This is a genomic window from Halopseudomonas maritima (genome assembly GCF_021545785.1).
GTDB classification, from domain to species: Bacteria; Pseudomonadota; Gammaproteobacteria; order Pseudomonadales; family Pseudomonadaceae; genus Halopseudomonas; species Halopseudomonas maritima.
This window is the reverse complement of record NZ_CP079801.1, coordinates 3,328,521-3,348,088: the sequence shown is the minus strand read 5'-3', so window position 1 is coordinate 3,348,088 and position 19,568 is coordinate 3,328,521. Positions and strand designations below refer to the sequence as shown.

The window sequence follows — 19,568 nt, the reverse complement described above, 5'->3', positions numbered from 1 at the left end:
CCGCTATCCGGCCGAGCAGCCGCCTCCCGGCGCCCGGCACGCTCTACAACCAATCGAAGGATTAGCGATGTTTGACCTCAGCCCTCGCGTACAAGACCTGAAAAACAAGCTCCAAGGCTTCATGGACGAGCACATCTACCCGAACGAAGCGCTGTTTTACGAACAGGTAAAACAGAACAAGTGGGGCCACCCAGCCATCCTGGAAGAGCTGAAAGAAGAAGCTCGCTCCCAGGGCCTGTGGAACCTGTTTCTACCCGAGTCCGAGCGCGGTGCTGGCCTGAGCAACGAAGAGTATGCCCACCTGTGTGAAATCATGGGCCGCGTTTCCTTCGCCGGCGAAGTCTTCAACTGCAACGCGCCGGACACCGGCAACATGGAGACCATCGAGCGCTACGGCAACGACGAGCAGAAAGAACAATGGCTCAAGCCGCTGCTGGCGGGCGAAATCCGCTCCTGCTTCTCCATGACCGAGCCTGACGTTGCCTCCTCCGACGCCACCAACATCCAATGCGAGATCCGCCGCGAAGGTGACGAGTACGTCATCAACGGCACCAAGTGGTGGTCCTCCGGAGCCATGAACGAGCACTGCAAGATCGCCATCGTCATGGGCAAGACCGATCCCGACGCACCCAAGCACCTGCAACAAAGCATGATCCTGGTCCCGCTGGACACCCCCGGCGTGAAGATCGTCCGCGACCTGCACGTGTTCGGTTACGACCACGCCCCGCACGGCCACGCCGAAATCGAGTACAACAACGTGCGCGTGCCGGTTTCCAATATCCTGCTTGGTGAAGGCCGCGGCTTCGAGATCGCTCAAGGTCGCCTTGGCCCCGGCCGCATCCACCACTGCATGCGCAGCATCGGTGTTGCCGAGCGCGCACTGGAAGCCATGTGCCGCCGTGCCGGCGAGCGTGTTGCCTTCGGCAAGCCGATGTACAAGCTGGGCAGCGTGCCGGAAATGATCGCACGCTCCCGTTGCGAGATCGACCAGGCCCGCCTGCTGACCCTGCACGCCGCGCGCAGCATGGACCTGCACGGCAACAAGGTAGCTCGTCAGCAGATCGCCATGATCAAAGCCGTAGCCCCGACCATGGCCTGCAACGTGATTGACCGCGCCATCCAGATCTTCGGCGCCAAAGGCGTGTGTCAGGACACCTTCCTCGCCTCCGCCTACGCCAAAGCCCGCACCCTGCGCCTGGCCGACGGCCCGGACGAAGTGCATCTGAATGCCATTGCGAAGATGGAGATGAGCCAGTATCTCTGACGGCAGCCGCAGGCTGGACGAACGGGCTGAAGGCTTGAGGCTGTAGGCTGGAAGACGGTTTTCGAGGTAGTTGCTGAGATGAGTGTGGGGCCAATACGTCGCTAGGCGCCACACCCAAGAACAACAACCCACGCCGAGTGACGACTTCCAGCTTCAAGCCTTCAGCTTCCAGCCCAAAAACCGGCTAAAGGCTGAAAGACAGTTTTCGACGTAGTTGCTGAGACGAGTGTGGGGCCCAAAGCGCCGTATGGCCCCACACACAACATCAACAACCCACGCCGAGTGACGACTTCCAGCTTCAAGCCTCCAGCTTCCAGCCCGCCTCACCCCCCAAATCAAAACAACAACCCAGGAGCCCCCCCCATGAGCGGTTTGTTTGATCTCACTGACAAGGTCGCCATCATCACCGGCTCAACCAAAGGCATCGGCAAGTCGATTGCCGAGGAATATGCCAAGGCCGGGGCCAAGGTGGTGATTTCCAGTCGCAAGGCCGACGTCTGCCAGCAGGTAGCCGACGAGCTGCGGGCGCAAGGCTTTGATGCCCTGCCGGTGGCCTGCCACGTGGGCGACAAGGCCCAATTACAGAATCTGGTTGATCAGACCCTGGCTGCCTTTGGCCGCATCGACGTGCTGGTCTGCAACGCCGCCACCAACCCGGTCTACGGCCCGACCCACGCCGTCAGCGACGACGCCTTCGACAAGATCATGGGCACCAACGTCAAGGGTACCTTCTGGCTCTGCAACATGGCCATCCCGCATATGGTCGAGCAAGGCGGCGGCTCCATCGTGCTGCTGTCGAGCATTGCCGGGCTGCGCGCCAGCGCCAATATCGGCGTCTACGGCATGTCCAAGGCCGCCGAAGCCGGTCTGGCCCGCAACCTGTCGCTGGAATGGGGCCCGCAGGGCATCCGCGTTAACAGCATCGCCCCGGGCCTGATCCGCACCGATTTTGCCCAGGCGCTGCTGGAAGATCCGGACCGGCTGCGCAAGGTAGAAGAAAAACTGCCGCTGCGCCGCGTTGGCGAGCCGGTGGATATCGCCGGAGTCGCGCTGTTCCTGGCGTCCAGCGCGTCAGCCTACGTTACCGGGCAGACCATCGTTGCCGATGGCGGCGATACCATTGCCTGATAACACCTGATTCATCAGGCTGTTCAATACGCCAGGGATCGCCCTGGCGTGTTATTTTCCCGTACTTGACCCATCAACAACAGGATCTTCAAAGATGAGCGGAGCGACCCTGATTGACGTATTGCCTGCCCACCAGTTTGACGAGGCAAAGCTCGCCAACTACCTGCAGGACTACCTTCCGGGAGCCAACCAGGGCATCAAGGTAAAGCAGTTCCAGGGCGGCCAGTCCAACCCGACCTTCCTGCTGGACATCGCCGGCAAGCGCTATGTACTGCGCAAGAAGCCGCCGGGAAAACTGCTGCCCTCCGCGCACATGGTCGAGCGCGAATACCAGGTAATCAACGCCCTGGGCCAGACTGACGTACCGGTGCCCACCGCACGCCTGCTGTGCGAAGACCCAGAGATCATCGGCACCGCGTTCTACGTCATGGATTACGTTGAAGGCCGCGTTTACTCGCAGCCGCTGCTGGCCGAGGTCGCGCAGCAAGAGCGCATGCCCATCTACCAGTCCATGATCGAAACCATGGCCAAGATGCACAACGCCGACTGGAAGGCCATTGGCCTGGAAGGCTATGGCAAGCCCGACAACTACATCGCCCGCCAGGTGAAGCGCTGGGGCGGCCAGTTTGAAGCCAGCCGCACCCACGACATGCCGTCGATGGACGCGCTGATGAAATGGCTGCCAGAGAACATCCCGGCTGACCAGAGCACCACCATCGCCCACGGCGACTTCCGTATCGGCAACCTGATGCTGCACCCGAGCGAGTCCAAGGTCGTGTCCATCCTCGACTGGGAGCTGGCAACCCTCGGCCATCCGCTGTCGGACCTGGCCTACTGCTGCCTGCCTTACCACATGCCGGTCAACGTTGACGGCGCCAAGGGTTTGGTCGGTGCTGACCTGAAGTCACTTGGTCTGCCGGAAGAGCAGCAGCTGCTGGACTGGTACTGCCAGTACACCGGCCGCACCGATGTACCCAACTGGAACTTCTACATCGCCTTCTCGCTGTTCCGCCTGGCGGCCATCGTGCAAGGTGTTTATCACCGCGCGCTGCAGGGCAACGCCAGCAACGCCGACGCACTGGAGGTCGGCAAGCGCGCCAGCCTGCTGGCTGATCGCGGCTGGGAAATAGCCCAGAAGTAAGACCACACGGGGCAGCCGCAAGCTGCCCCGTTGCATATGTAAAGACAAAAAAGGATTGCCCATGAGCAAACCCGTCAAGCGCGTGCTGCTGACCAACGACGACGGCTGGCGCGGCCCGGGCCTGCAAGTGCTCGAAGAAATTGCCAGCGAGATCGCAGAGGAAGTCTGGATCGTTTCCCCTGATCTGGACCAGAGCGGCGTGTCCATGTCCATTTCCGTCCACCACCCGCTGCGCGTTCACCAGTTTGCAGAGCGCCGCTTTAGCGTTAGTGGCACCCCAAGCGACTGCGTGCTGCTGGGCGTTGCTGAGCTGCTGCCGGTCAAGCCCGACCTGGTGCTGTCTGGCGTCAACAACGGCGCCAATATCAGCGACTCGGTTGCCTACTCCGGCACCATCGGCGGCGCGCTGACCGGCACCCTGTTGGGCATCCCGGCCATCGCCCTGAGCCAGGCCTACATTCCCGGCAACGAGGTGCATTGGGAGACATCCCGCCAGTACGGCGCCAATCTGGTCCGCCAACTGCTGGACGCCGGCTGGCCGGAGGACTGCGCCATGAACATCAACTTTCCGGCGCGCCCACCGGAAGAGGTGCGCGGTGTCGCCATCTGCCGGCCGCAACGCGGCAGCATCGGTGGCGTGAACATCGAACGCCGGGAAGACACCCGTGGCGTGCCCTACTACTGGCTCGGCTTCCAACGTCAGACCGACCGCATCACCGGCCGCCAGACCGACGTCGGTGCCCTGCGCGACGGCCTGATCGCCCTGTCACCGGTACGCTTCGAACGCGACATCGCCAGCAGCTGGCAAGTCGACACCGGCAACATGGCCGACCAGCTGGGTATTGATCAGAACGGCGACAACGATACTGTGGTGGATGATCCGAGTATTAGTCATTAAACCAACAGGAGCTGGAAGCCAGAGGCTTGAAGCTGGAAGCCGTAACCCGGTGTGGATTAGTGGTTTTTGTGTGGAGCCGCACGGCGCTTTGACCCCACACCCATTTATCTGACCACATTGAAAACCGTCTTCTAGCCTTCAGCCTCAAGCCTTCAGCCTGCTCTTCCAACTTCTGGCCTTCAGCCCGCAGTTATGAGGATTTTGAAATGCAACGCTTCAACAACCGAATTGCCTTGATCACCGGTGCCGGTAGCGGTATTGGCCGTGCCACTGCCAAACGCCTGGCTAACGAAGGCGCGCGTCTGATGCTGGTTGACCGCAACGCTGAGGGGCTGGAACAGACCATCAGCGAGCTGCCCGCCGGTACCGAGGTACTGCAGCGCGCACTGGATGTCAGTGACGAAGCCGCCGTTGAGCAATGCGTAGCGGACACCATCGCCCACTACGGCCGGCTGGACGTGCTGTGCAACAACGCAGGTATCGCTGGCGGCGACTACAGCATCGCCACTGACCAAAGCCTGGAAACCTGGCAACAGATCATCAACGTCAACCTGTTTGGCGTCATGCTGTTCACCAAATACGCCTCGCGTCAGATGCGCGAGCAAAACGGCGGCGCCATCGTCAACACCGCCTCCGTGGCCGGTATTCGCTCCGGTGCCGGTGGCAACGCCTACAGCGCCTCCAAGGCTGGCGTGATCAACTTCACCATGACCGCCGCCTGCGACCTCGGCCAGTTCAACGTTCGCGTCAACGCCGTATGCCCCGGTCTGATCGAAACCGGCATGACCGCACCGGTGTTCAAGTACGCCCGCGAAAACAACAAGGAAGACAAGCTCGGCACCCGCTGCGAGCTGCGCCGCTACGGCCGCCCGGAAGAAATCGCCGGCGCCATCGCCTTCCTCGCCAGCGACGACGCCAGCTTCGTCACCGGCCAGGCACTGGCCGTCGACGGCGGCAACACGGCCTCGCTCAACTTGCCGGGCATGAAGTTCTGATGAGCGCCGGATGGTCGCGCTGGGTCGTCGGTGACCCGACGCTGGCCGAGCCGCTGCTGGAGGCACTGCGCGCCGAACTGGCGCCGGTGCCTTGCGGCGAAGCGGTACTGCAAAAGCTCGAATCAGGCGACCTGCACTGCCAACTGATTCTGTATTTCTCTCCCGGCCTGCACGCTATTGCATGCCGTCACGGCGCAGTACCCTGCCCTAAACCTGAGTCAAGCGGCCTGAGTCTTCTGCTTGGAGAAGACTCCCCGATTCAGTCGCAGGGTTGAGCCAACACCCGCTGCTCCCGCATCATGGCCAGACACTTTCACTATCGATCTGCCCATGCCGTCGTCACCAACCACATCTCTGAAGCCGGATTGCAACCATGCAAGGCCTGCTTGACCTCACCGCGCCCGAGTCAGCGGCAAGACAGCAGATCGGCCCCGATGCCTGGCTGCTGAAGGGCTTTGCGCTGAATGACGCCGACGCCCTGCTGGCGGCCATCGAGCAAGTCGCCACACAGGCGCCCTTTCGTCATCAGGTCACCCCCGGCGGCTACCCGATGTCAGCCGCCATGAGCAGTTGCGGCGCCTACGGCTGGGTCACCGATCGCCACGGCTATCGCTACAGCGCCTTCGATCCGCAAAGCAACCAACCCTGGCCCGCCATGCCTGCCTTGCTCTCAGAGCTGGCCGAGCGCGCCGCCCACAGCGCAGGCTTTACCCACTTTGAGCCCGAAGCCTGCCTGATCAACCGCTATGAAACCGGCGCGCGCATGGGCCTGCATCAGGACAAGGACGAACAGGACTTCAACGCCCCCATCGTCTCCATCTCTCTCGGCGCCCCCATCACCTTCCTGTTCGGCGGCCCCAACCGCAACGACCCGACCAGCCGCTGGCTGCTCGAGCACGGCGATGTAGTGGTCTGGGGCGGCGTCAGTCGGCTGTACTTCCACGGCGTTGCACCGCTAGGAAAAAAAGCCAGTCACCCGCAAACAGGCGCGATGCGCTACAACCTGACGTTCAGAAAGGTGCGCTGACCCGAGCACTCGCTACTCATGCGCTCTTAAGATCCGTGGCAGCACCGCCTTGAATCCAACTGCCGGCTGCTACCAGCACGCCCGTCCCGGCAGTAGAACAACCGCCTCAAAGCGACTCCAGCACCGGCCGCACAAAGCTGCGCTCGTAGCTGACGATAAACTTCAACGCCGTCGCCTCCTCTACCAACCGCACACACTCCGCATCCTCCGCCGCCTGCTGACGGTAGCGTTCGTAGTCTGCCAGGCTGGGAAAACTAAACAGGCAATACGCCACGTTATTAGCCCCCTCAGACGGCAAAAAGTAACCATGGTGTACCCCGCCCATCCGCTCCACTATCCCGATCCACTGACGCGAATAGCGCTCGAATGCAGCAAGTTGATAGGGATCGATGATGTATTTGACGTGACAGGTGATCATAAAAAGAAGGTATTGGCCTGGGTGGGGGCGGCATTTTACATGGAGAGCACGAGTGGCGGTGAGCGGCGTGCTCGGCAGCGTCAGGGCGACAGACTACGGTCACTATGCTAAGCAGATTCTGAACGTCTCACTGCTGGGCAACATGTAGTCGCCTGAACTCATGCGGTGTATGTCCGCACCACTCTTTGAACGCCCGAGTAAAAGCACTGTGCTCCGAATAACCAAGCAACATGGCGATATCAACGATTTGCAAGCGAGAGTCACGCAGGTACGACTCTGCCAGCTGGTGGCGAACAAGATTCAGCTCTCTGCGGAAGGTGGTATCGGCACTTTTGAGGCGCCGCTGCAGGGCTCGAGGTGTACATTGAAGCAACGTGCTTAGTCGCTCGACAGTCGGTTCTCCATCGCGCAGCGTCTTAACAATGGTTTTGCGCAACTGCTCAACCAGCTCGTTTTGTTGCGGTAACTCGGCCAACAGGCGATCTGCGTGCTGCTCCAGCAAGGTAACCAATGCCGGGTCTGGGCTTTTCAAGGGCAGATCAAGCAATTGCGTGGAGTAGCGCAATACGGCCTCGGGCTGGCCAAAGCGCACCGGGCAGCCGAAAAAGGTCTCGTAAGGTGTCGTGTCTTCGGGGCCTGCATGGAAGAAGTCAACCTTCAGCGGAGTAACGGTGCCCCTCACCAGATCACGGCAAAATTGCAGCATCGCCACAGTGCCCGTCTCACTTACCAACGAGCCGGGAAGATAGTTGCTTGAGTCCCAGACCAGCTCAAACCAACCCTCTCCGTCGCGCCGGCTCATGGGAATAACATCGAAGACCAGACGCAAATAACGCTGCGTGTGCTGTAACACGGCTTCCATGGTTGTGCTGGCCAATATCACTGATCCGACCACACCAAAATGCCGGGCGCGAATGGTTTGCCCGAGGTGCAGCCCCAGCAACGGATCATCCAGAGCCTGAGCAGCCTTCTTCAGCAAGCAATCCCAGTGCTCCACATCTACCCCGCAACGCTCAGGCGTCGGCTCAGGCCAGGGTTCGCCAAGTATCTCTTCAGGCGCATACCCCAGCTCATCTAGATAGTCATAGAGCAGTTGCACATAGGTCTCTTGCACTACGTGCCTATGCAATGGCCGGATCATCAGAAGCTCGTTTTGCAATTTGGTGCAAAGTATCAAGTGGTTAGGCGAAAACCGTCAAGCCAGCCAACATGCAGCTGCCTAGAATGACATCACTCCAGTCACTCCAGCGGATGTTGCTCATGAGCACGAACACGGATCCCTTGGCTCCCACGAAAATTCAGTTTTTATCCAGCGACTCATATTGTGTGGCTGACTACTACCGGCCACCAGGTGTAGGCCCCTTTCCCGTCGTGGTTATGGCGCACGGCCTTGGCGGCACGCGCCAAATGCGCTTGGGGGCATACGCAGAGCGTTTTGTGGCAGCAGGCTATGCCTGCTTGGTGTTTGACTATCGCCACTTTGGGGAGAGCGGGGGTGAACCTCGTCAATTGCTGGATATCGGTCGTCAGCTTGATGATTGGAAAGCCGCCGTAGCCCATGCTCGCAGCCTGGTAGAAGTTGACCCGGCCAAGGTCATTCTCTGGGGGACATCATTTGGCGGCGGCCACGTGCTGGCAACCGCTGCCGACGATGACCAAGTGGCCGCAGTCGTCTCACAGTGCCCCTTCACTGACGGCATCGCTTCTAGCCGCGCCGTCAATTTCTGGGTATCGATCAAGCTCACAGCATTGGCTCTGGCTGACCGCATCGGCTCCCTTTTCGGTGCAAGCCCTATTTGGGTTCCCGTTGCAGGACGGCCCGGTGATACAGCTCTGATGAGCACTCCCGATAGCTGGGATGGCTACCACGGACTGATTCCGCCAGGGGCTCATATCCGAAATGAAGCCCCGGCGCGCTTTGCTCTGGACATCGTCCGCTACTTCCCAGGCCGCAAGACCCCTCAGATAAAAGCGCCTGTTTTGTTTTGCGTATGTGACCCCGACAGCGTGGCGCCAGCAAAGCGAACCTTGGAACACGCCCGCCGGGCGCCCCGCGGCGAGATCAAACGATACTCCTACGGCCACTTTGAGGTCTATGTGGGCAGCGCCTTCGAGCAGGTGGTGCGCGATCAAATCGAGTTTCTGCAACGCCATGTGCCCATCCATTCCTCAGAGAGTAAGAACGTATGACCTATGACCTGAACAACAAAGTGGTGCTTATCACCGGTTCCACGGGTGGTCTCGGCCAAGCCGCGGCCGAAGCGCTACGGGCTCAAGGGGCCAAGCTTGCCCTGCTTGATCTTCACCTGGAGGATGCGAAAGCGCAGGCGGCAAAACTGGGAGGCGCTGACGTCGCCTATGCCTGCGAGGCCAATGTTTGCTCGATGGAGAGCCTCGAAGCAGCCATGCGGTCGGTAGAGCAGCATTTTGGAGCGATAGATGTAGTAATTGCCGGCGCCGGCATCGGCTTCACAGAGCCGATGGAGGCAATGGAGTCCAGAACATTCGAGCGCACCATCGACATCAATCTCAACGGCGTATGGCGTACCTTCAAGACAAGCCTACCCTATGTAAGCAAGCATCAGGGCTATATGTTGGCGGTTTCCTCAATGGCGGCCTTCGTCAACGCGCCGCTAAATGCACACTATGCCGCGAGCAAGGCAGGGGTTCTCGCCATGTGCAACAGCCTGCGATTAGAGCTCAAACATCTCGGGGTCGGCGTTGGTACGCTGCATCCTACTTTTTTCAAGACACCAATGATGGACGCGCTAATGGGCAACCCCTGCTCAGAGTTGGTGTTCAACAACTACCAAGGCATGTGGAAGTTCGTTGAATTGGAGGCCGTGGTGAAAGGACTCGTTGAAGGAATTGTCTCTCGACGGGAAATGATCACAGTGCCCAGCAGCAATGCAATAGTCGCCCGAGCGCCCGGACTGCTGCGCGGCCTTATCGAAAGGTTCGGCTTTGACGATCAGCGCGTTGCTGAGGCGGTAAGGGTTTCCAGCCAGGCAAAAACGTCGTAACGAGTAAGCCTGGTTAGATGCCGCCAAGAAGTTGAACCAGGCGTATCTTGGCCGACGTAACAGGCAGCGTTACCAAAACAGTGACACAAAGGTGCACCCTTCGTGTCACTGTCTGACCGAAACCCGCCCCCTTCACAACCGATGCTGCTCCACCAGAAAATCCACAAACAGCCGCACCCGCGCCGGCATTGTCGAGCCGCCGACGAAGACCGCATGAATAGGTTCGCGGTCATTTGGATTGAAGGTTTCCAGCAAGGGCACGAGAGCACCGCGCTGTATATCCTCGGCCACGCTGAACTCGCCAATGCGGGCGATGCCCGCACCGACTCTTGCGAGTTGTGCCAATGCTTCGCCGCTATTGCATTCGATATTGCCACACACCTGCAGGGAGAGGGGCTGACCATCGCGAATAAACGGCCAGTTGGGTTCGGCGCGGCGGAAGCTGAAGCGCAGACAGTTGTGCTGGGCGAGGTCTTCCGGTTGCTGTGGGGTGCCGTAGCGTTGCAGATAATCTGGGGACGCCACCACAACCTGTCCTGTGTCACCGATGCGACGCGCCGTCAGCGGGCTGTCCGGCAGCATGCCAAAGCGAACGGCGACGTCGGCCTGACCAGCAAGGATGTCGACCACTTCATCACCAAGGGATAGATCCACGGTGATGTTCGGGTAGCGCGCGGTAAAGGCAGCCACCAGAGGAACGATAGCCAGCCGCCCGTGCCCCAGTGCAGCGCTGACCCGCAGGCGGCCCTTGGGCACGCCCTGATCGGCGATGGACTCTTCTACCTCGGCCATGTCGGCAAGAATACGGCGGGCGCCGCGCAGGTAGGCCTCGCCCTCAGCGGTAAAGGTAATCGCGCGGGTGGTGCGCAGCAGCAGCCGCGTGCCAAGGCGTTGCTCGATGCGGGTGATGATGCGGCTGACCGCCGAAGGTGTCAGGCCCAGCGCCCGCGCAGCAGCTGACAGACTACCCTCTTGCGCCACCGTGCTAAACACGACCATGTCACCCGACCTGCCGCCAACGTCCATTTGTGCCCTCTACGCAAAGGTGCTTACCGGAAAAGCCATCTACTGCCATCAGGTTTCGGATTGTAGCATTCCCGGCATAGATGAGGAGCCATTCCATGCGTATCAACCCACCCCTTGTTGCTCTTGCCATCGGTGCCTTTGGCATTGGTGTGACCGAGTTTTCTCCGATGGGCATGCTGCCCAACATTGCCGCCGATCTGGGCGTGTCCATTCCGGCGGCGGGCCTCTTGGTCAGCGCTTATGCGCTGGGCGTGCTGCTCGGCGCGCCGCTGATGACGCTGACCACCGGCAAAATCCCCCGCCGCTATCTGCTGATCGGCCTGATGGGTATCTTTACTCTGGGCAACCTGATGTCAGCGCTGGCAACCGACTACTACAGCCTGCTAATTGCCCGGGTTGTGACCTCACTGAACCACGGCGCCTTTTTTGGTGTGGGCTCGATTGTGGCGGCCAGCGTGGTCGCGCCGGATAAGCGCGCGGGCGCGGTGGCGGCGATGTTTCTGGGGCTGACGCTGGCGACCATTGGTGGCGTACCGCTGGCCACCTGGTTTGGTGAGGCATTCGGCTGGCGTACCGCATTTTGGGGCATTACCGGCCTGGGCGTGCTGGCCATGCTTACGCTATGGTTTGCCCTGCCCCATGTGCCGCAGCCTACAACCGACGGCGTGCTGGCGGAAATCCGCGTGCTGGGTCGCGGCCCGGTGCTGTCGGCGCTGGCCCTGACCGTGATCGGCTCCAGCGCCATGTTTACCGTATTCACTTACATCGCCCCGATTTTGGCCAGCGAGACCCACGCCTCTGCCGGCTTTATCACCGCCATGCTGGTGCTTTATGGCGTTGGCCTGACGCTGGGCAATATGTGGGGCGGCAAAGCGGCGGACCGTTCGGTTGATCGCACACTGATTGTCTCGCTGGGCGCACTGATTGTGATTCTGCTGGCCTTTACGGTGCTGATGCGCTGGCCGCTGCCGGCGGCAGTAGCCATTCTGATCTGGGGCATCGCCAGCTTCGCTATCGTGCCGCCGCTGCAGATGCGCGTGATGGATGCTGCCAAGGACGCCCCCAACCTGGCCTCTGCGGTAAATATCGGTGCCTTTAACCTGGGCAACGCCGTGGGCGCGGCGTTGGGTGGTGCGGTGATCAACGCGGGCCTGGGTTATCCAGCTATCTCACTGGCCGGTGCCATGATGGCTGGCCTGGGGCTGCTGATGGTGCTGGGCTCTGCCTGGCGAGCACGGGCGGTGGCAACGCCGGCCTAGCGCCAGCGAGTTAGCCGGCACAGCCGGGCAACAGCCCGGCACTGTTGCGGCTACCCTCCACCTCAGACAGCGCCGCGCCTGCGGCGCGCCGACGGCAACAGGTTGTTTTCACTGTCGGTCACAGCAAATACCGCATCAGCTGCCGAGCCCCACTCCAGCGCAGCGGGCTAAACCCGACTACTCAGCCGCATTAGCCTTGAGCTTTTCCGCCGTCGCATTCTCGATTTGCTGCATGCGACCGGCCATACCGGCCATGCGCTGCTGTAGCAGCATCATGGTGTTCTGCATGACCAGCGGCATCTTGGCTGTCACGGCCTTGCCGGCATCGGACTGATAAAACGCCAGCATGCCGTCTACTTCCGACTGGCTGAAAGATGTCTGGTATATCTCAACAAACATCGGCTCCAGGCTGTCCCAGCCGAGCTCCTCGTTCAGCACCGCGACCATCTGGGCTTGCATGTCTTCAAGGACCTTACGGTCCTGCGCTGAAACCTCTTTGCCCTGCAGCGATTGCTCCATGGCGGCCTTGATCATCTGATCCGTCTGCGCCATAGCCCCCTCCATCAACTGGCGCGCATCGGTTACTTGCAGCAGCTCGCGAATAGACTCGTCACTCGGCTGTGCGGCCAGCGCGACTGGGGTAATCAGGGCGAAGGCGATAGAAAGCAGTGTCTTTTTCACAGTGTGTCCTTACCGGTGGTGTATTAGCTGAGAGGGGTCAGCATATAGCAACGGCAGCCCCAAGACTGTGTGGGCAGAAACAAATTAATAAAAGCGACGCACTCACTGACTCAGCCGGTCGCGAGCACCCAACCAAGCTCACCGCGGGTGATAGCAAGCAGCTGTTCGTGCAGGGTCTCAACCGCCGTGGCGGGCAAGCGGACGTGCAGACGTACCGTCTGGCCGTGGCTCACCTCAAGCAGCTCACCACCCAACTCAGCGATCAGATTGCGGGCTATGCCTTCGTGGGCGTAGGCCAGTTCACAGTTCAACGTCTGGCTCGGGATATGCTCAATTTTTTCAGCCTGCAGCAGCGCCTGGGCCACCGCATCGGTGTAGGCGCGTACCAACCCGCCAGCCCCCAGCTTTACCCCGCCAAAATAGCGCACCACGGTCGCCAACACGCCGTCTAGCTGCTGATGACGCAGAACATCCAGCATGGGTCGCCCCGCAGTGCCGGAGGGCTCGCCATCGTCCACCGCCGCGCTATGCCCGCCAGCCAGCAATGCCCAGCAAACATGCGCGCAGCCGGGGTGCTGCGCGCGTAGCTCATTAACCCGCACCTGCGCAGCGGCGCGATCGGTGCAGGGTTCGACGCAGGCAAGGAAGCGGCTTTTGCGAATGTCCAGTGTGTGGGAGACGGGCTGAGCAAGACTATACATGGGGCAAGGATACCCTAACGGTCACCGGCCGGGCAGCACCGCAGCGGGTCTCAGGCCATATGGTTTGGCCCGCCAGCAAGAGGGCTCTGTCGCCCCTCACGTAAAACAACGCCTTGGCTACCTGCTAGCCAGCTTCAAGACGCCAGGATGGACGCAGTGGTCGATGGACTCTGCGCTCCGTTGGCTGAGGACGTAAGACAGTACGTCTCTGCGGAAAAGGTCATCACGGACCTAGTCAGGTACGTGCCAAAGCGCCGGGCTTCGGCGACCAGCGCATTGCAGAAGCGACGTTTGAGTACGCCGCAGCCCGTAAGATTGGGTTCAGCCAGGGCCAAGCAACACAGCCCTGGCTGAACGACAGACCAATAACTCGGCTACCGTCTACGCCTCAAAAGCGGTAGTTCATCGCCACTGTCAGAGTGCGACCGGGCGCCGGCTGGCGACCCAGGGGGCTGGTATCAATGCCGCGGAAATAGTAGCGACGATCAAAGAGGTTGCTCACCCCGGCCGAGGTCGTCAGCACACGCTCGTCTTGCAGCTTGAACTCCCGCTCGATCGCGGTATTCCAGACCCAATAGGCAGGCAACTCACCGACCGAGGCGGTAGCATTTTCCTCTTGGCTGTTGGCGCTGTCGGAATACGCACTACTTACGTACAGGCCGTCGATCTGATAGGTCCAGGAACCGGCAAACCGGTAACGTGCATCGACGCTGAACTGGTGCTTGGAGCTGTAGGGCACTTCCTTACCCTTGAAGGCGCCAGCGCGCTGCTCGGCATCCAGGTACGCGTAGCTGGCGTGCAAATCGAGACCGGGGACGGCCGCTGGCGTCCAGAAGGCCTCGGTCTCAAGTCCCTGATGACGGGTACTGCCCAGGTTTCTGAAGCTGCCATTGGCGAACACGATCTGATCATCAAAGTCGATGCGGTACACACCCACATCAATGCGCAGCGCAGCCATTGGCGTGAAGCGGGTCCCGATCTCGTAGTTACGCGAAATTTCTGCCTGCACAACGCCATCTCTGACGATCTGGAACACCTGTGGAAGGCGCAGCGAACGCTGGGCATTAGCGTAGACAAACCAGTCGTCGGTGGCCTGATACCCCACGGTCAAACCGGGCAGCCACTCTTCAGCGACATTTTTCTGTGGAGTTTGCACAGTCCCATTAACCGAACCTTCATACTCCATGGTCGCGTGTTCGTAGCGCAAACCCGGGGTTATGGTCAGACGTTCATCCAGTAAGATGATCTCGTTGCTCACATAAGCTGCCTTGCCCTCGGTATCAAATACCCAGTCACGCACCACCCGAGTCGCCCCGGTCGCCAGGTCCTGGTTGTTGACATCGAAGTCGACATTCTCCTTAACCAGACGCGCACCCAGCAGCCAAGTCTGACTGACATCATCGCCATACAGGCTTAGGCTCACACGCGGCTCGCTACCCCATACCCGGAAATCACGCGGGGCGTCCTGAAAATTGGTTGGCGTCGCAGCTGGGTCGAATGGCAGGCCGATGAGGAAGTTGCGGTAGCTGTTATGCGCAAAATTCGTCCAGCTGAACTCGACATCATCGAACGGCCCCACCGCACCAAAATACTGGCTATAGGTTCCCCAGAGACGATCACTGTCACCTTCAAAACTGTCCATGTTGCGCGTCGATTGCCGAGGATCATCCTTGTAATCTGCCACGCTCAGGGCACCCGCCAACTCCATGTCGGCGATATACCGCTGCACGCCAAAGCTCAGTCTGCGGGTGTCATCAATATCCCACTCGCCACGCAGCCGATAATTCTGCACGTCGGTCTCGGAGTGCTCACGGCCATACTCGCCAGTGATCGTGTTGAGGTCCAGCTGCAGACGCAGGTTGTCGCTCAACCGCCCGCCTGTACCCAGGTAGCTGTCGTACAGCTGACGACCGGCAGGTGCGAAAGTAATGCGCTGCGACAACGAGGTCTCCCACTTTTCCGGGATTGGCCGGCTGATGAAGTTGACCACGCCGCCGACGTTGTTCGGCCCGTACTGCACAGAGGCGCCGCCCCGCACGATGTCAATGCGCTCAACCGTCGCCAGAGTCTGCGGAAACAGTGACAAACTGGTCTGACCGTAGGGCGCCAATGCCAGCGGAATACCGTCGGACAGCGCCTGAACACGCCCGCTGCGGCTTTCATACAGGCCACGAACGGATAACTGGGGTAGCACGCCGGTACCGGTCTCATCGAAGATTTTCACCCCCGGAACACGCTGCAGGGCATCATCCAGTCCCCGTACGCTCGCCCCTTCAAGCGCCTGCGCCTGCACCACGCTGCGGCTGCCCGCGTACCTGCGTACCTCTTCCTCGCTGGCACTGCCCAGCACGTCACCCTGGATCACGACCGGCGCGAGCATCTGTACCTCATGCCCGTTTTGCTGCTGATCCGGCTCTATCTCACTGGCCTGCGCCAACTGCGCGAAAGCAGCCGCGCTGAGAACTGCCGTAATGCCAAGGCGGCGATGATTACCTGTCATTGTGGTTGAAGCTCCTGATGTGCTGCCCCCCTTGCATAATCAGACGGCAACAGCACAGCCGCAGCGCTGCACACAGCGGCCGCTGGATAGCTACCAAGGGAGGGATTTAACGATTCTTATTAGCGGGCCGGAGTGTACAAAAAATGAGACGTATTATCTATCAGCAAAGGAAGTGTAAAGATCAAAAAAACCTTCTTTCGTCCTCGCACAGCACCTCTCATAAAGCAAGGAAAAACAACGTCTTACTCTGCGAGCCCGCCAAGCTCAACCACCGGTATCAGCCACAAAAAAACCGGGCACAAGGCCCGGCTTTTCGTCACACCTGCAGGATCAGAAGCAATCCAGCGGCATGTCCAGCGTGGTGCGGTCGGCGCTGCGCAGCACCTCTGCCAGCGCCAGCGGCTTGGGCAGTTCGTAGCGCAGGAAGTAATCACAGGCGTTGAGCTTGCCCTGGTAGAAGCTCGCCGGCCGCTCACCGCCGTTCTGCAGACCGCGCAGTGCAGCCTGCGCCTGACGCAGCCAGAGCCAGCCGACAACCAGATGGCCGAAGCACTCCATGTACAGGTAGGCGTTGGCCAGCGCGCGATCGGGCTCGCTCTTCTTCATCGCCTGCAGGGCTTCAGTCACGCCTTCGACAGTGCTCAGCGCAGCGCCCAGCAGCTCGGCGTTGGCCTTCAGCTCAGAGGCGTTTGCACACTCGTCCAGCGTGGCGCGAATGCGGGTCAGCAGACTCTGATAGAAACGGCCACCGGCCATGCTGACCTTGCGGCCCAGCAGATCCTGCCCCTGAATGCCGTGGGTGCCTTCGTGGATCGGATTCAGGCGGTTGTCGCGGTAGAACTGCTCGACCGGGTATTCACGGGTGTAGCCGTAGCCACCGTGCACCTGAATCGCCAGGCTGTTGGCTTCCAGACAGAACTGCGACGGCCAGGATTTGACGATAGGCGTCAGCAGGTCGAGCAGACCAGCAGCCTCTTCACGCACGGCAGCGTCCGGCGAATGCTTCTTCTCATCGACCAGCGTCGAGGAGAACAGGCACAGCGACAGACCGCCTTCGACGAAGGCTTTCTGCGCCAGCAGCAGACGACGAACGTCGGCGTGCTGCACCAGCGGGATCATCGGGGTGTTCGGGTCACGTTCTGCCATGCCACGGCCCTGGGTACGCTCACGGGCGTATTCCAGCGCGTGCAGGTAACCGGTGTACCCCAGCATGACCGAACCCAGACCCACGCCAATGCGGGCTTCGTTCATCATGTGGAACATGCCTGCCAGGCCGTTGTGCGGCTCGCCGACCAGATAACCGACCGCCCCGCCCTTCTCGCCAAAGTTGAGCATGGTGGAGGTGGTGCCGCGGTAACCCATCTTGTGGATCAGGCCCGCCAGTTGAACGTCGTTGCGCTCGCCGAGGCTGCCGTCGTCGTTGACCAGAAACTTGGGCACGATAAACAGCGAGATACCCTTGGCGCCGGGCGGCGCGTCGGGCAGCTTGGCCAGCACCAGATGCACGATGTTTTCGCTCAGCTCGTGGTCACCGGCGGAGATGAAGATCTTGTTGCCGCTGATGCGGTAAGTGCCGTCGTCCTGTGGCACCGCGCGGGACTTGATGTCGCCCAGTGAGGAGCCGGCATGCGGCTCGGTCAGGCACATGGTGCCGAAGAAGCGACCAGCCATCATCGGCTCGGCGTAACGCTGTTTCTGCTCGTCGGTGCCGTGGGCCATGATCAGGTTGCAGGCGGCGATGGTCAGACCGGCGTATGCCTGGGTGCTGACGTTGGCGCCCTTGATCAGGCCAATACAGGTCTGGGAGACAGCCGCCGGCAGCTGCATACCGCCGCGCTCATAGTCCTGCGAGGCCGCCATCAGGCCGGTGTCACGCAGCACGGCCAGCGCCTCGGAAACTTCCGGGCGAATCACGACTTTACCGTTTTCAAAACGCGGCTCGTCTTCATCACACAGGCGGTTGTGCGGTGCGAAAGTTTCGCTCGCGACCTTCAGCGCCAGCTCAATGGCAGCGTCAAAGGTGTCGCGGCTGTGGTCTTCATAACGCGGAAATTGGGTAAAACGCTCGATATCCAGCATTTCATAGAGCAGAAACGCCAGGTCGTCGGTATTGATGATTTTTTGGGACAAAGTACAGACTCCTGCGGGTACTGCAGGAACCCGCAAATAGTAGGCTATTTTCGACGAGGCTGAAGGCTATAGGCTGAAAGCTGGAAGGTCAGCCCCGCAGTGAGCGGCTCCTTTCAGCCTCCAGCCTATAGCCCGTGCGCCAGCATAGCTGGCGCATTCGTCTTCAAGGTTTATACGATCTCAAACAGACCCGCTGCGCCCTGGCCACCGCCGATGCACATGGTGACAACCACGTACTTGACGCCGCGGCGTTTGCCTTCAATCAGCGCGTGGCCGGTCAGGCGGGAGCCGGTTACACCGTAGGGGTGACCGATGGCGATGGAGCCGCCGTTGACGTTCAGGTTTTCAGCCGGGATGCCCAGCTTGTCGCGGCAGTAGACAACCTGGGAAGCGAAAGCTTCATTCAATTCCCACAGGCCGATGTCGTCCATTTTCAGGCCGTTACGCTCCAGCAGGCGCGGAATGGCGAAGACCGGGCCGATGCCCATTTCGTCAGGCTCGCAACCGGCAACGGCGAAGCCACGGAAGATACCCATGGGCTCAACGTTCAGCTGCTCAGCCACCTTGCTGTTCATCACGGTGCAAACGGAAGCACCGTCAGACAGCTGGCTGGCGTTACCGGCGGTGATGAAGTTGCCCGGGCCACGAACCGGCTGCAGGGAGGACAGGCCTTCCAGGGTGGTACCCGGACGGTTGCACTCGTCACGATCCAGAACCACTTCCTGATCGGAGACTTCGCCGGTTTCCTTGTTCTGAACCTTCATGATGGTCTTGAACGGCACGATTTCGTCGGCAAACTTGCCGCTCTGCTGACCGGCAGCAACGCGTTGCTGGCTCAGCAGCGAGTACTCGTCCTGGGACTCACGGCTGACGTTGTAGCGCTGGGCTACGATGTCGGCCGTTTCGATCATGGACAGGTACAGCTCCGGCTTGTTCTTCATGATCCACTCGTTGGTGCCGTGGAACATGTTGATCTTGTCGTTCTGACACAGGCTGATGGACTCAACGCCACCGGCAACAATAGCCGGGATCTTTTCGCTGACAACACGCTGGGCGGCAATGGCGATGGACTGCAGGCCGGAGCTGCAGAAACGGTTCAGGGACATACCGGCAGTAGTGACCGGCAGACCGCCACGAATGGCAGCCAGACGCGCCATGTTCTTGCCCTGAGCACCTTCGTGGAAGGTCGCGCCGAGGATGACGTCTTCAACCAGTGCCGGGTCGATACCTGCACGCTTGACGGCTTCTTCGATGACGAAGCCGGCCATGTCAACACTGTGGGTGTTGTTCAGTGCGCCACGGTAGGATTTGCCCAGGCCGGTACGGGCCGTGGATACGATAACTGCGTCTGTCATGTGTTTAGCTCCTGTTGTAATT

The 19,568-nt window shown here is 60.5% G+C and carries 18 protein-coding genes; 10 read left to right on the top strand and 8 right to left on the bottom strand.

What is annotated here, in order from left to right:
* The first annotated feature begins 67 nt into the window (after positions 1-67).
* The 7 genes from HV822_RS15550 (at position 68) to alkB (ending at position 6,453) form a co-directional block, all read left to right on the top strand.
* Positions 68-1,264 carry an acyl-CoA dehydrogenase family protein gene (locus tag HV822_RS15550; RefSeq protein ID WP_238871068.1) on the top strand — a complete coding sequence of 399 codons (1,197 nt, stop codon included), beginning with the start codon at positions 68-70 and terminating at the stop codon, positions 1,262-1,264.
* A gap of 363 nt (positions 1,265-1,627) precedes the next feature.
* Positions 1,628-2,392 carry an SDR family NAD(P)-dependent oxidoreductase gene (locus HV822_RS15545; protein WP_238871067.1) on the top strand — a complete coding sequence of 255 codons (765 nt, stop codon included), beginning with the start codon at positions 1,628-1,630 and terminating at the stop codon, positions 2,390-2,392.
* Positions 2,393-2,486: 94 nt separating this feature from the next.
* Positions 2,487-3,533, top strand: coding sequence for a phosphotransferase (locus tag HV822_RS15540; RefSeq protein ID WP_238871066.1), 1,047 nt, complete (start codon positions 2,487-2,489; stop codon positions 3,531-3,533).
* Between the two features lie 61 nt (positions 3,534-3,594).
* Positions 3,595-4,431 carry a 5'/3'-nucleotidase SurE gene (surE, locus tag HV822_RS15535; RefSeq protein ID WP_238871064.1) on the top strand — a complete coding sequence of 279 codons (837 nt, stop codon included), beginning with the start codon at positions 3,595-3,597 and terminating at the stop codon, positions 4,429-4,431.
* 206 nt (positions 4,432-4,637) lie between these two features.
* A complete protein-coding gene (locus tag HV822_RS15530; RefSeq protein WP_238871062.1) occupies positions 4,638-5,426 on the top strand; it encodes an SDR family NAD(P)-dependent oxidoreductase in 789 nt (262 codons plus the stop codon).
* Positions 5,426-5,701, top strand: a complete 276-nt coding sequence (locus HV822_RS15525; protein ID WP_238871060.1) for a hypothetical protein — start codon at positions 5,426-5,428, stop codon at positions 5,699-5,701. The genes HV822_RS15530 and HV822_RS15525 overlap by 1 nt, the downstream gene beginning before the upstream one ends.
* A 98-nt stretch (positions 5,702-5,799) precedes the next feature.
* Positions 5,800-6,453 carry a DNA oxidative demethylase AlkB gene (alkB, locus tag HV822_RS15520; RefSeq protein WP_238871058.1) on the top strand — a complete coding sequence of 218 codons (654 nt, stop codon included), beginning with the start codon at positions 5,800-5,802 and terminating at the stop codon, positions 6,451-6,453.
* A gap of 106 nt (positions 6,454-6,559) precedes the next feature.
* Here alkB and HV822_RS15515 read toward each other — a convergent pair whose 3' ends face one another.
* Entirely contained in the window at positions 6,560-6,871 is a 312-nt protein-coding gene (locus HV822_RS15515) for an NIPSNAP family protein (protein ID WP_238871056.1), read from the bottom strand.
* Between the two features lie 127 nt (positions 6,872-6,998).
* Positions 6,999-7,970 carry an AraC family transcriptional regulator gene (locus HV822_RS15510; protein WP_238871055.1) on the bottom strand — a complete coding sequence of 324 codons (972 nt, stop codon included), beginning with the start codon at positions 7,968-7,970 and terminating at the stop codon, positions 6,999-7,001.
* A 161-nt stretch (positions 7,971-8,131) separates the two neighbouring features.
* Here HV822_RS15510 and HV822_RS15505 point away from each other — a divergent pair, with 161 nt between their 5' ends.
* Positions 8,132-9,061, top strand: a complete 930-nt coding sequence (locus HV822_RS15505) for an alpha/beta hydrolase (RefSeq protein WP_238871054.1) — start codon at positions 8,132-8,134, stop codon at positions 9,059-9,061.
* Positions 9,058-9,894 carry an SDR family NAD(P)-dependent oxidoreductase gene (locus HV822_RS15500; RefSeq protein WP_238871053.1) on the top strand — a complete coding sequence of 279 codons (837 nt, stop codon included), beginning with the start codon at positions 9,058-9,060 and terminating at the stop codon, positions 9,892-9,894. The genes HV822_RS15505 and HV822_RS15500 overlap by 4 nt, the downstream gene beginning before the upstream one ends.
* A 132-nt stretch (positions 9,895-10,026) precedes the next feature.
* On the opposite strand, the gene HV822_RS15495 is transcribed toward HV822_RS15500, so the two are convergent.
* Complete coding sequence (locus tag HV822_RS15495; protein WP_238871052.1) at positions 10,027-10,920, bottom strand: LysR family transcriptional regulator; 894 nt, start codon at positions 10,918-10,920, stop codon at positions 10,027-10,029.
* Between the two features lie 95 nt (positions 10,921-11,015).
* On the opposite strand from HV822_RS15495, the gene HV822_RS15490 reads away from it, so the two are divergent.
* Positions 11,016-12,179 (top strand): MFS transporter, encoded by a 1,164-nt coding sequence (locus HV822_RS15490; RefSeq protein WP_238871051.1) that lies wholly within the window; start codon positions 11,016-11,018, stop codon positions 12,177-12,179.
* A 177-nt stretch (positions 12,180-12,356) separates the two neighbouring features.
* On the opposite strand, the gene HV822_RS15485 is transcribed toward HV822_RS15490, so the two are convergent.
* The 5 genes from HV822_RS15485 to HV822_RS15465 all read right to left on the bottom strand — a co-directional run bounded on the left by HV822_RS15485 (position 12,357) and on the right by HV822_RS15465 (position 19,546).
* Entirely contained in the window at positions 12,357-12,860 is a 504-nt protein-coding gene (locus HV822_RS15485; protein ID WP_238871050.1) for a DUF2059 domain-containing protein, read from the bottom strand.
* A gap of 110 nt (positions 12,861-12,970) precedes the next feature.
* Positions 12,971-13,561 carry an IMPACT family protein gene (locus tag HV822_RS15480; protein WP_238871049.1) on the bottom strand — a complete coding sequence of 197 codons (591 nt, stop codon included), beginning with the start codon at positions 13,559-13,561 and terminating at the stop codon, positions 12,971-12,973.
* 388 nt (positions 13,562-13,949) lie between these two features.
* Entirely contained in the window at positions 13,950-16,061 is a 2,112-nt protein-coding gene (locus HV822_RS15475; protein WP_238871048.1) for a TonB-dependent receptor family protein, read from the bottom strand.
* 330 nt (positions 16,062-16,391) lie between these two features.
* Positions 16,392-18,191, bottom strand: a complete 1,800-nt coding sequence (locus HV822_RS15470; RefSeq protein ID WP_238871047.1) for an acyl-CoA dehydrogenase — start codon at positions 18,189-18,191, stop codon at positions 16,392-16,394.
* Positions 18,192-18,361: 170 nt separating this feature from the next.
* A complete protein-coding gene (locus tag HV822_RS15465; RefSeq protein ID WP_238871046.1) occupies positions 18,362-19,546 on the bottom strand; it encodes an acetyl-CoA C-acyltransferase in 1,185 nt (394 codons plus the stop codon).
* Positions 19,547-19,568 lie beyond the last annotated feature (22 nt).

Excerpts from the sequence above, each read along its gene's own strand:
- HV822_RS15540 (WP_238871066.1), top strand. The coding sequence starts at position 2,487 with ATGAGCGGAGCGACCCTGATTGACGTATTGCCTGCCCACCAGTTTGAC.
- HV822_RS15525 (WP_238871060.1), top strand. The coding sequence starts at position 5,426 with ATGAGCGCCGGATGGTCGCGCTGGGTCGTCGGTGACCCGACGCTGGCC.
- HV822_RS15475 (WP_238871048.1), bottom strand. The coding sequence starts at position 16,061 with ATGACAGGTAATCATCGCCGCCTTGGCATTACGGCAGTTCTCAGCGCG.
- HV822_RS15550 (WP_238871068.1), top strand. The coding sequence starts at position 68 with ATGTTTGACCTCAGCCCTCGCGTACAAGACCTGAAAAACAAGCTCCAA.
- HV822_RS15505 (WP_238871054.1), top strand. The coding sequence starts at position 8,132 with ATGAGCACGAACACGGATCCCTTGGCTCCCACGAAAATTCAGTTTTTA.
- HV822_RS15490 (WP_238871051.1), top strand. The coding sequence starts at position 11,016 with ATGCGTATCAACCCACCCCTTGTTGCTCTTGCCATCGGTGCCTTTGGC.
- HV822_RS15465 (WP_238871046.1), bottom strand. The coding sequence starts at position 19,546 with ATGACAGACGCAGTTATCGTATCCACGGCCCGTACCGGCCTGGGCAAA.
- HV822_RS15500 (WP_238871053.1), top strand. The coding sequence starts at position 9,058 with ATGACCTATGACCTGAACAACAAAGTGGTGCTTATCACCGGTTCCACG.
- surE (WP_238871064.1), top strand. The coding sequence starts at position 3,595 with ATGAGCAAACCCGTCAAGCGCGTGCTGCTGACCAACGACGACGGCTGG.
- HV822_RS15480 (WP_238871049.1), bottom strand. The coding sequence starts at position 13,561 with ATGTATAGTCTTGCTCAGCCCGTCTCCCACACACTGGACATTCGCAAA.
- HV822_RS15545 (WP_238871067.1), top strand. The coding sequence starts at position 1,628 with ATGAGCGGTTTGTTTGATCTCACTGACAAGGTCGCCATCATCACCGGC.
- alkB (WP_238871058.1), top strand. The coding sequence starts at position 5,800 with ATGCAAGGCCTGCTTGACCTCACCGCGCCCGAGTCAGCGGCAAGACAG.
- HV822_RS15495 (WP_238871052.1), bottom strand. The coding sequence starts at position 10,920 with ATGGACGTTGGCGGCAGGTCGGGTGACATGGTCGTGTTTAGCACGGTG.
- HV822_RS15515 (WP_238871056.1), bottom strand. The coding sequence starts at position 6,871 with ATGATCACCTGTCACGTCAAATACATCATCGATCCCTATCAACTTGCT.
- HV822_RS15530 (WP_238871062.1), top strand. The coding sequence starts at position 4,638 with ATGCAACGCTTCAACAACCGAATTGCCTTGATCACCGGTGCCGGTAGC.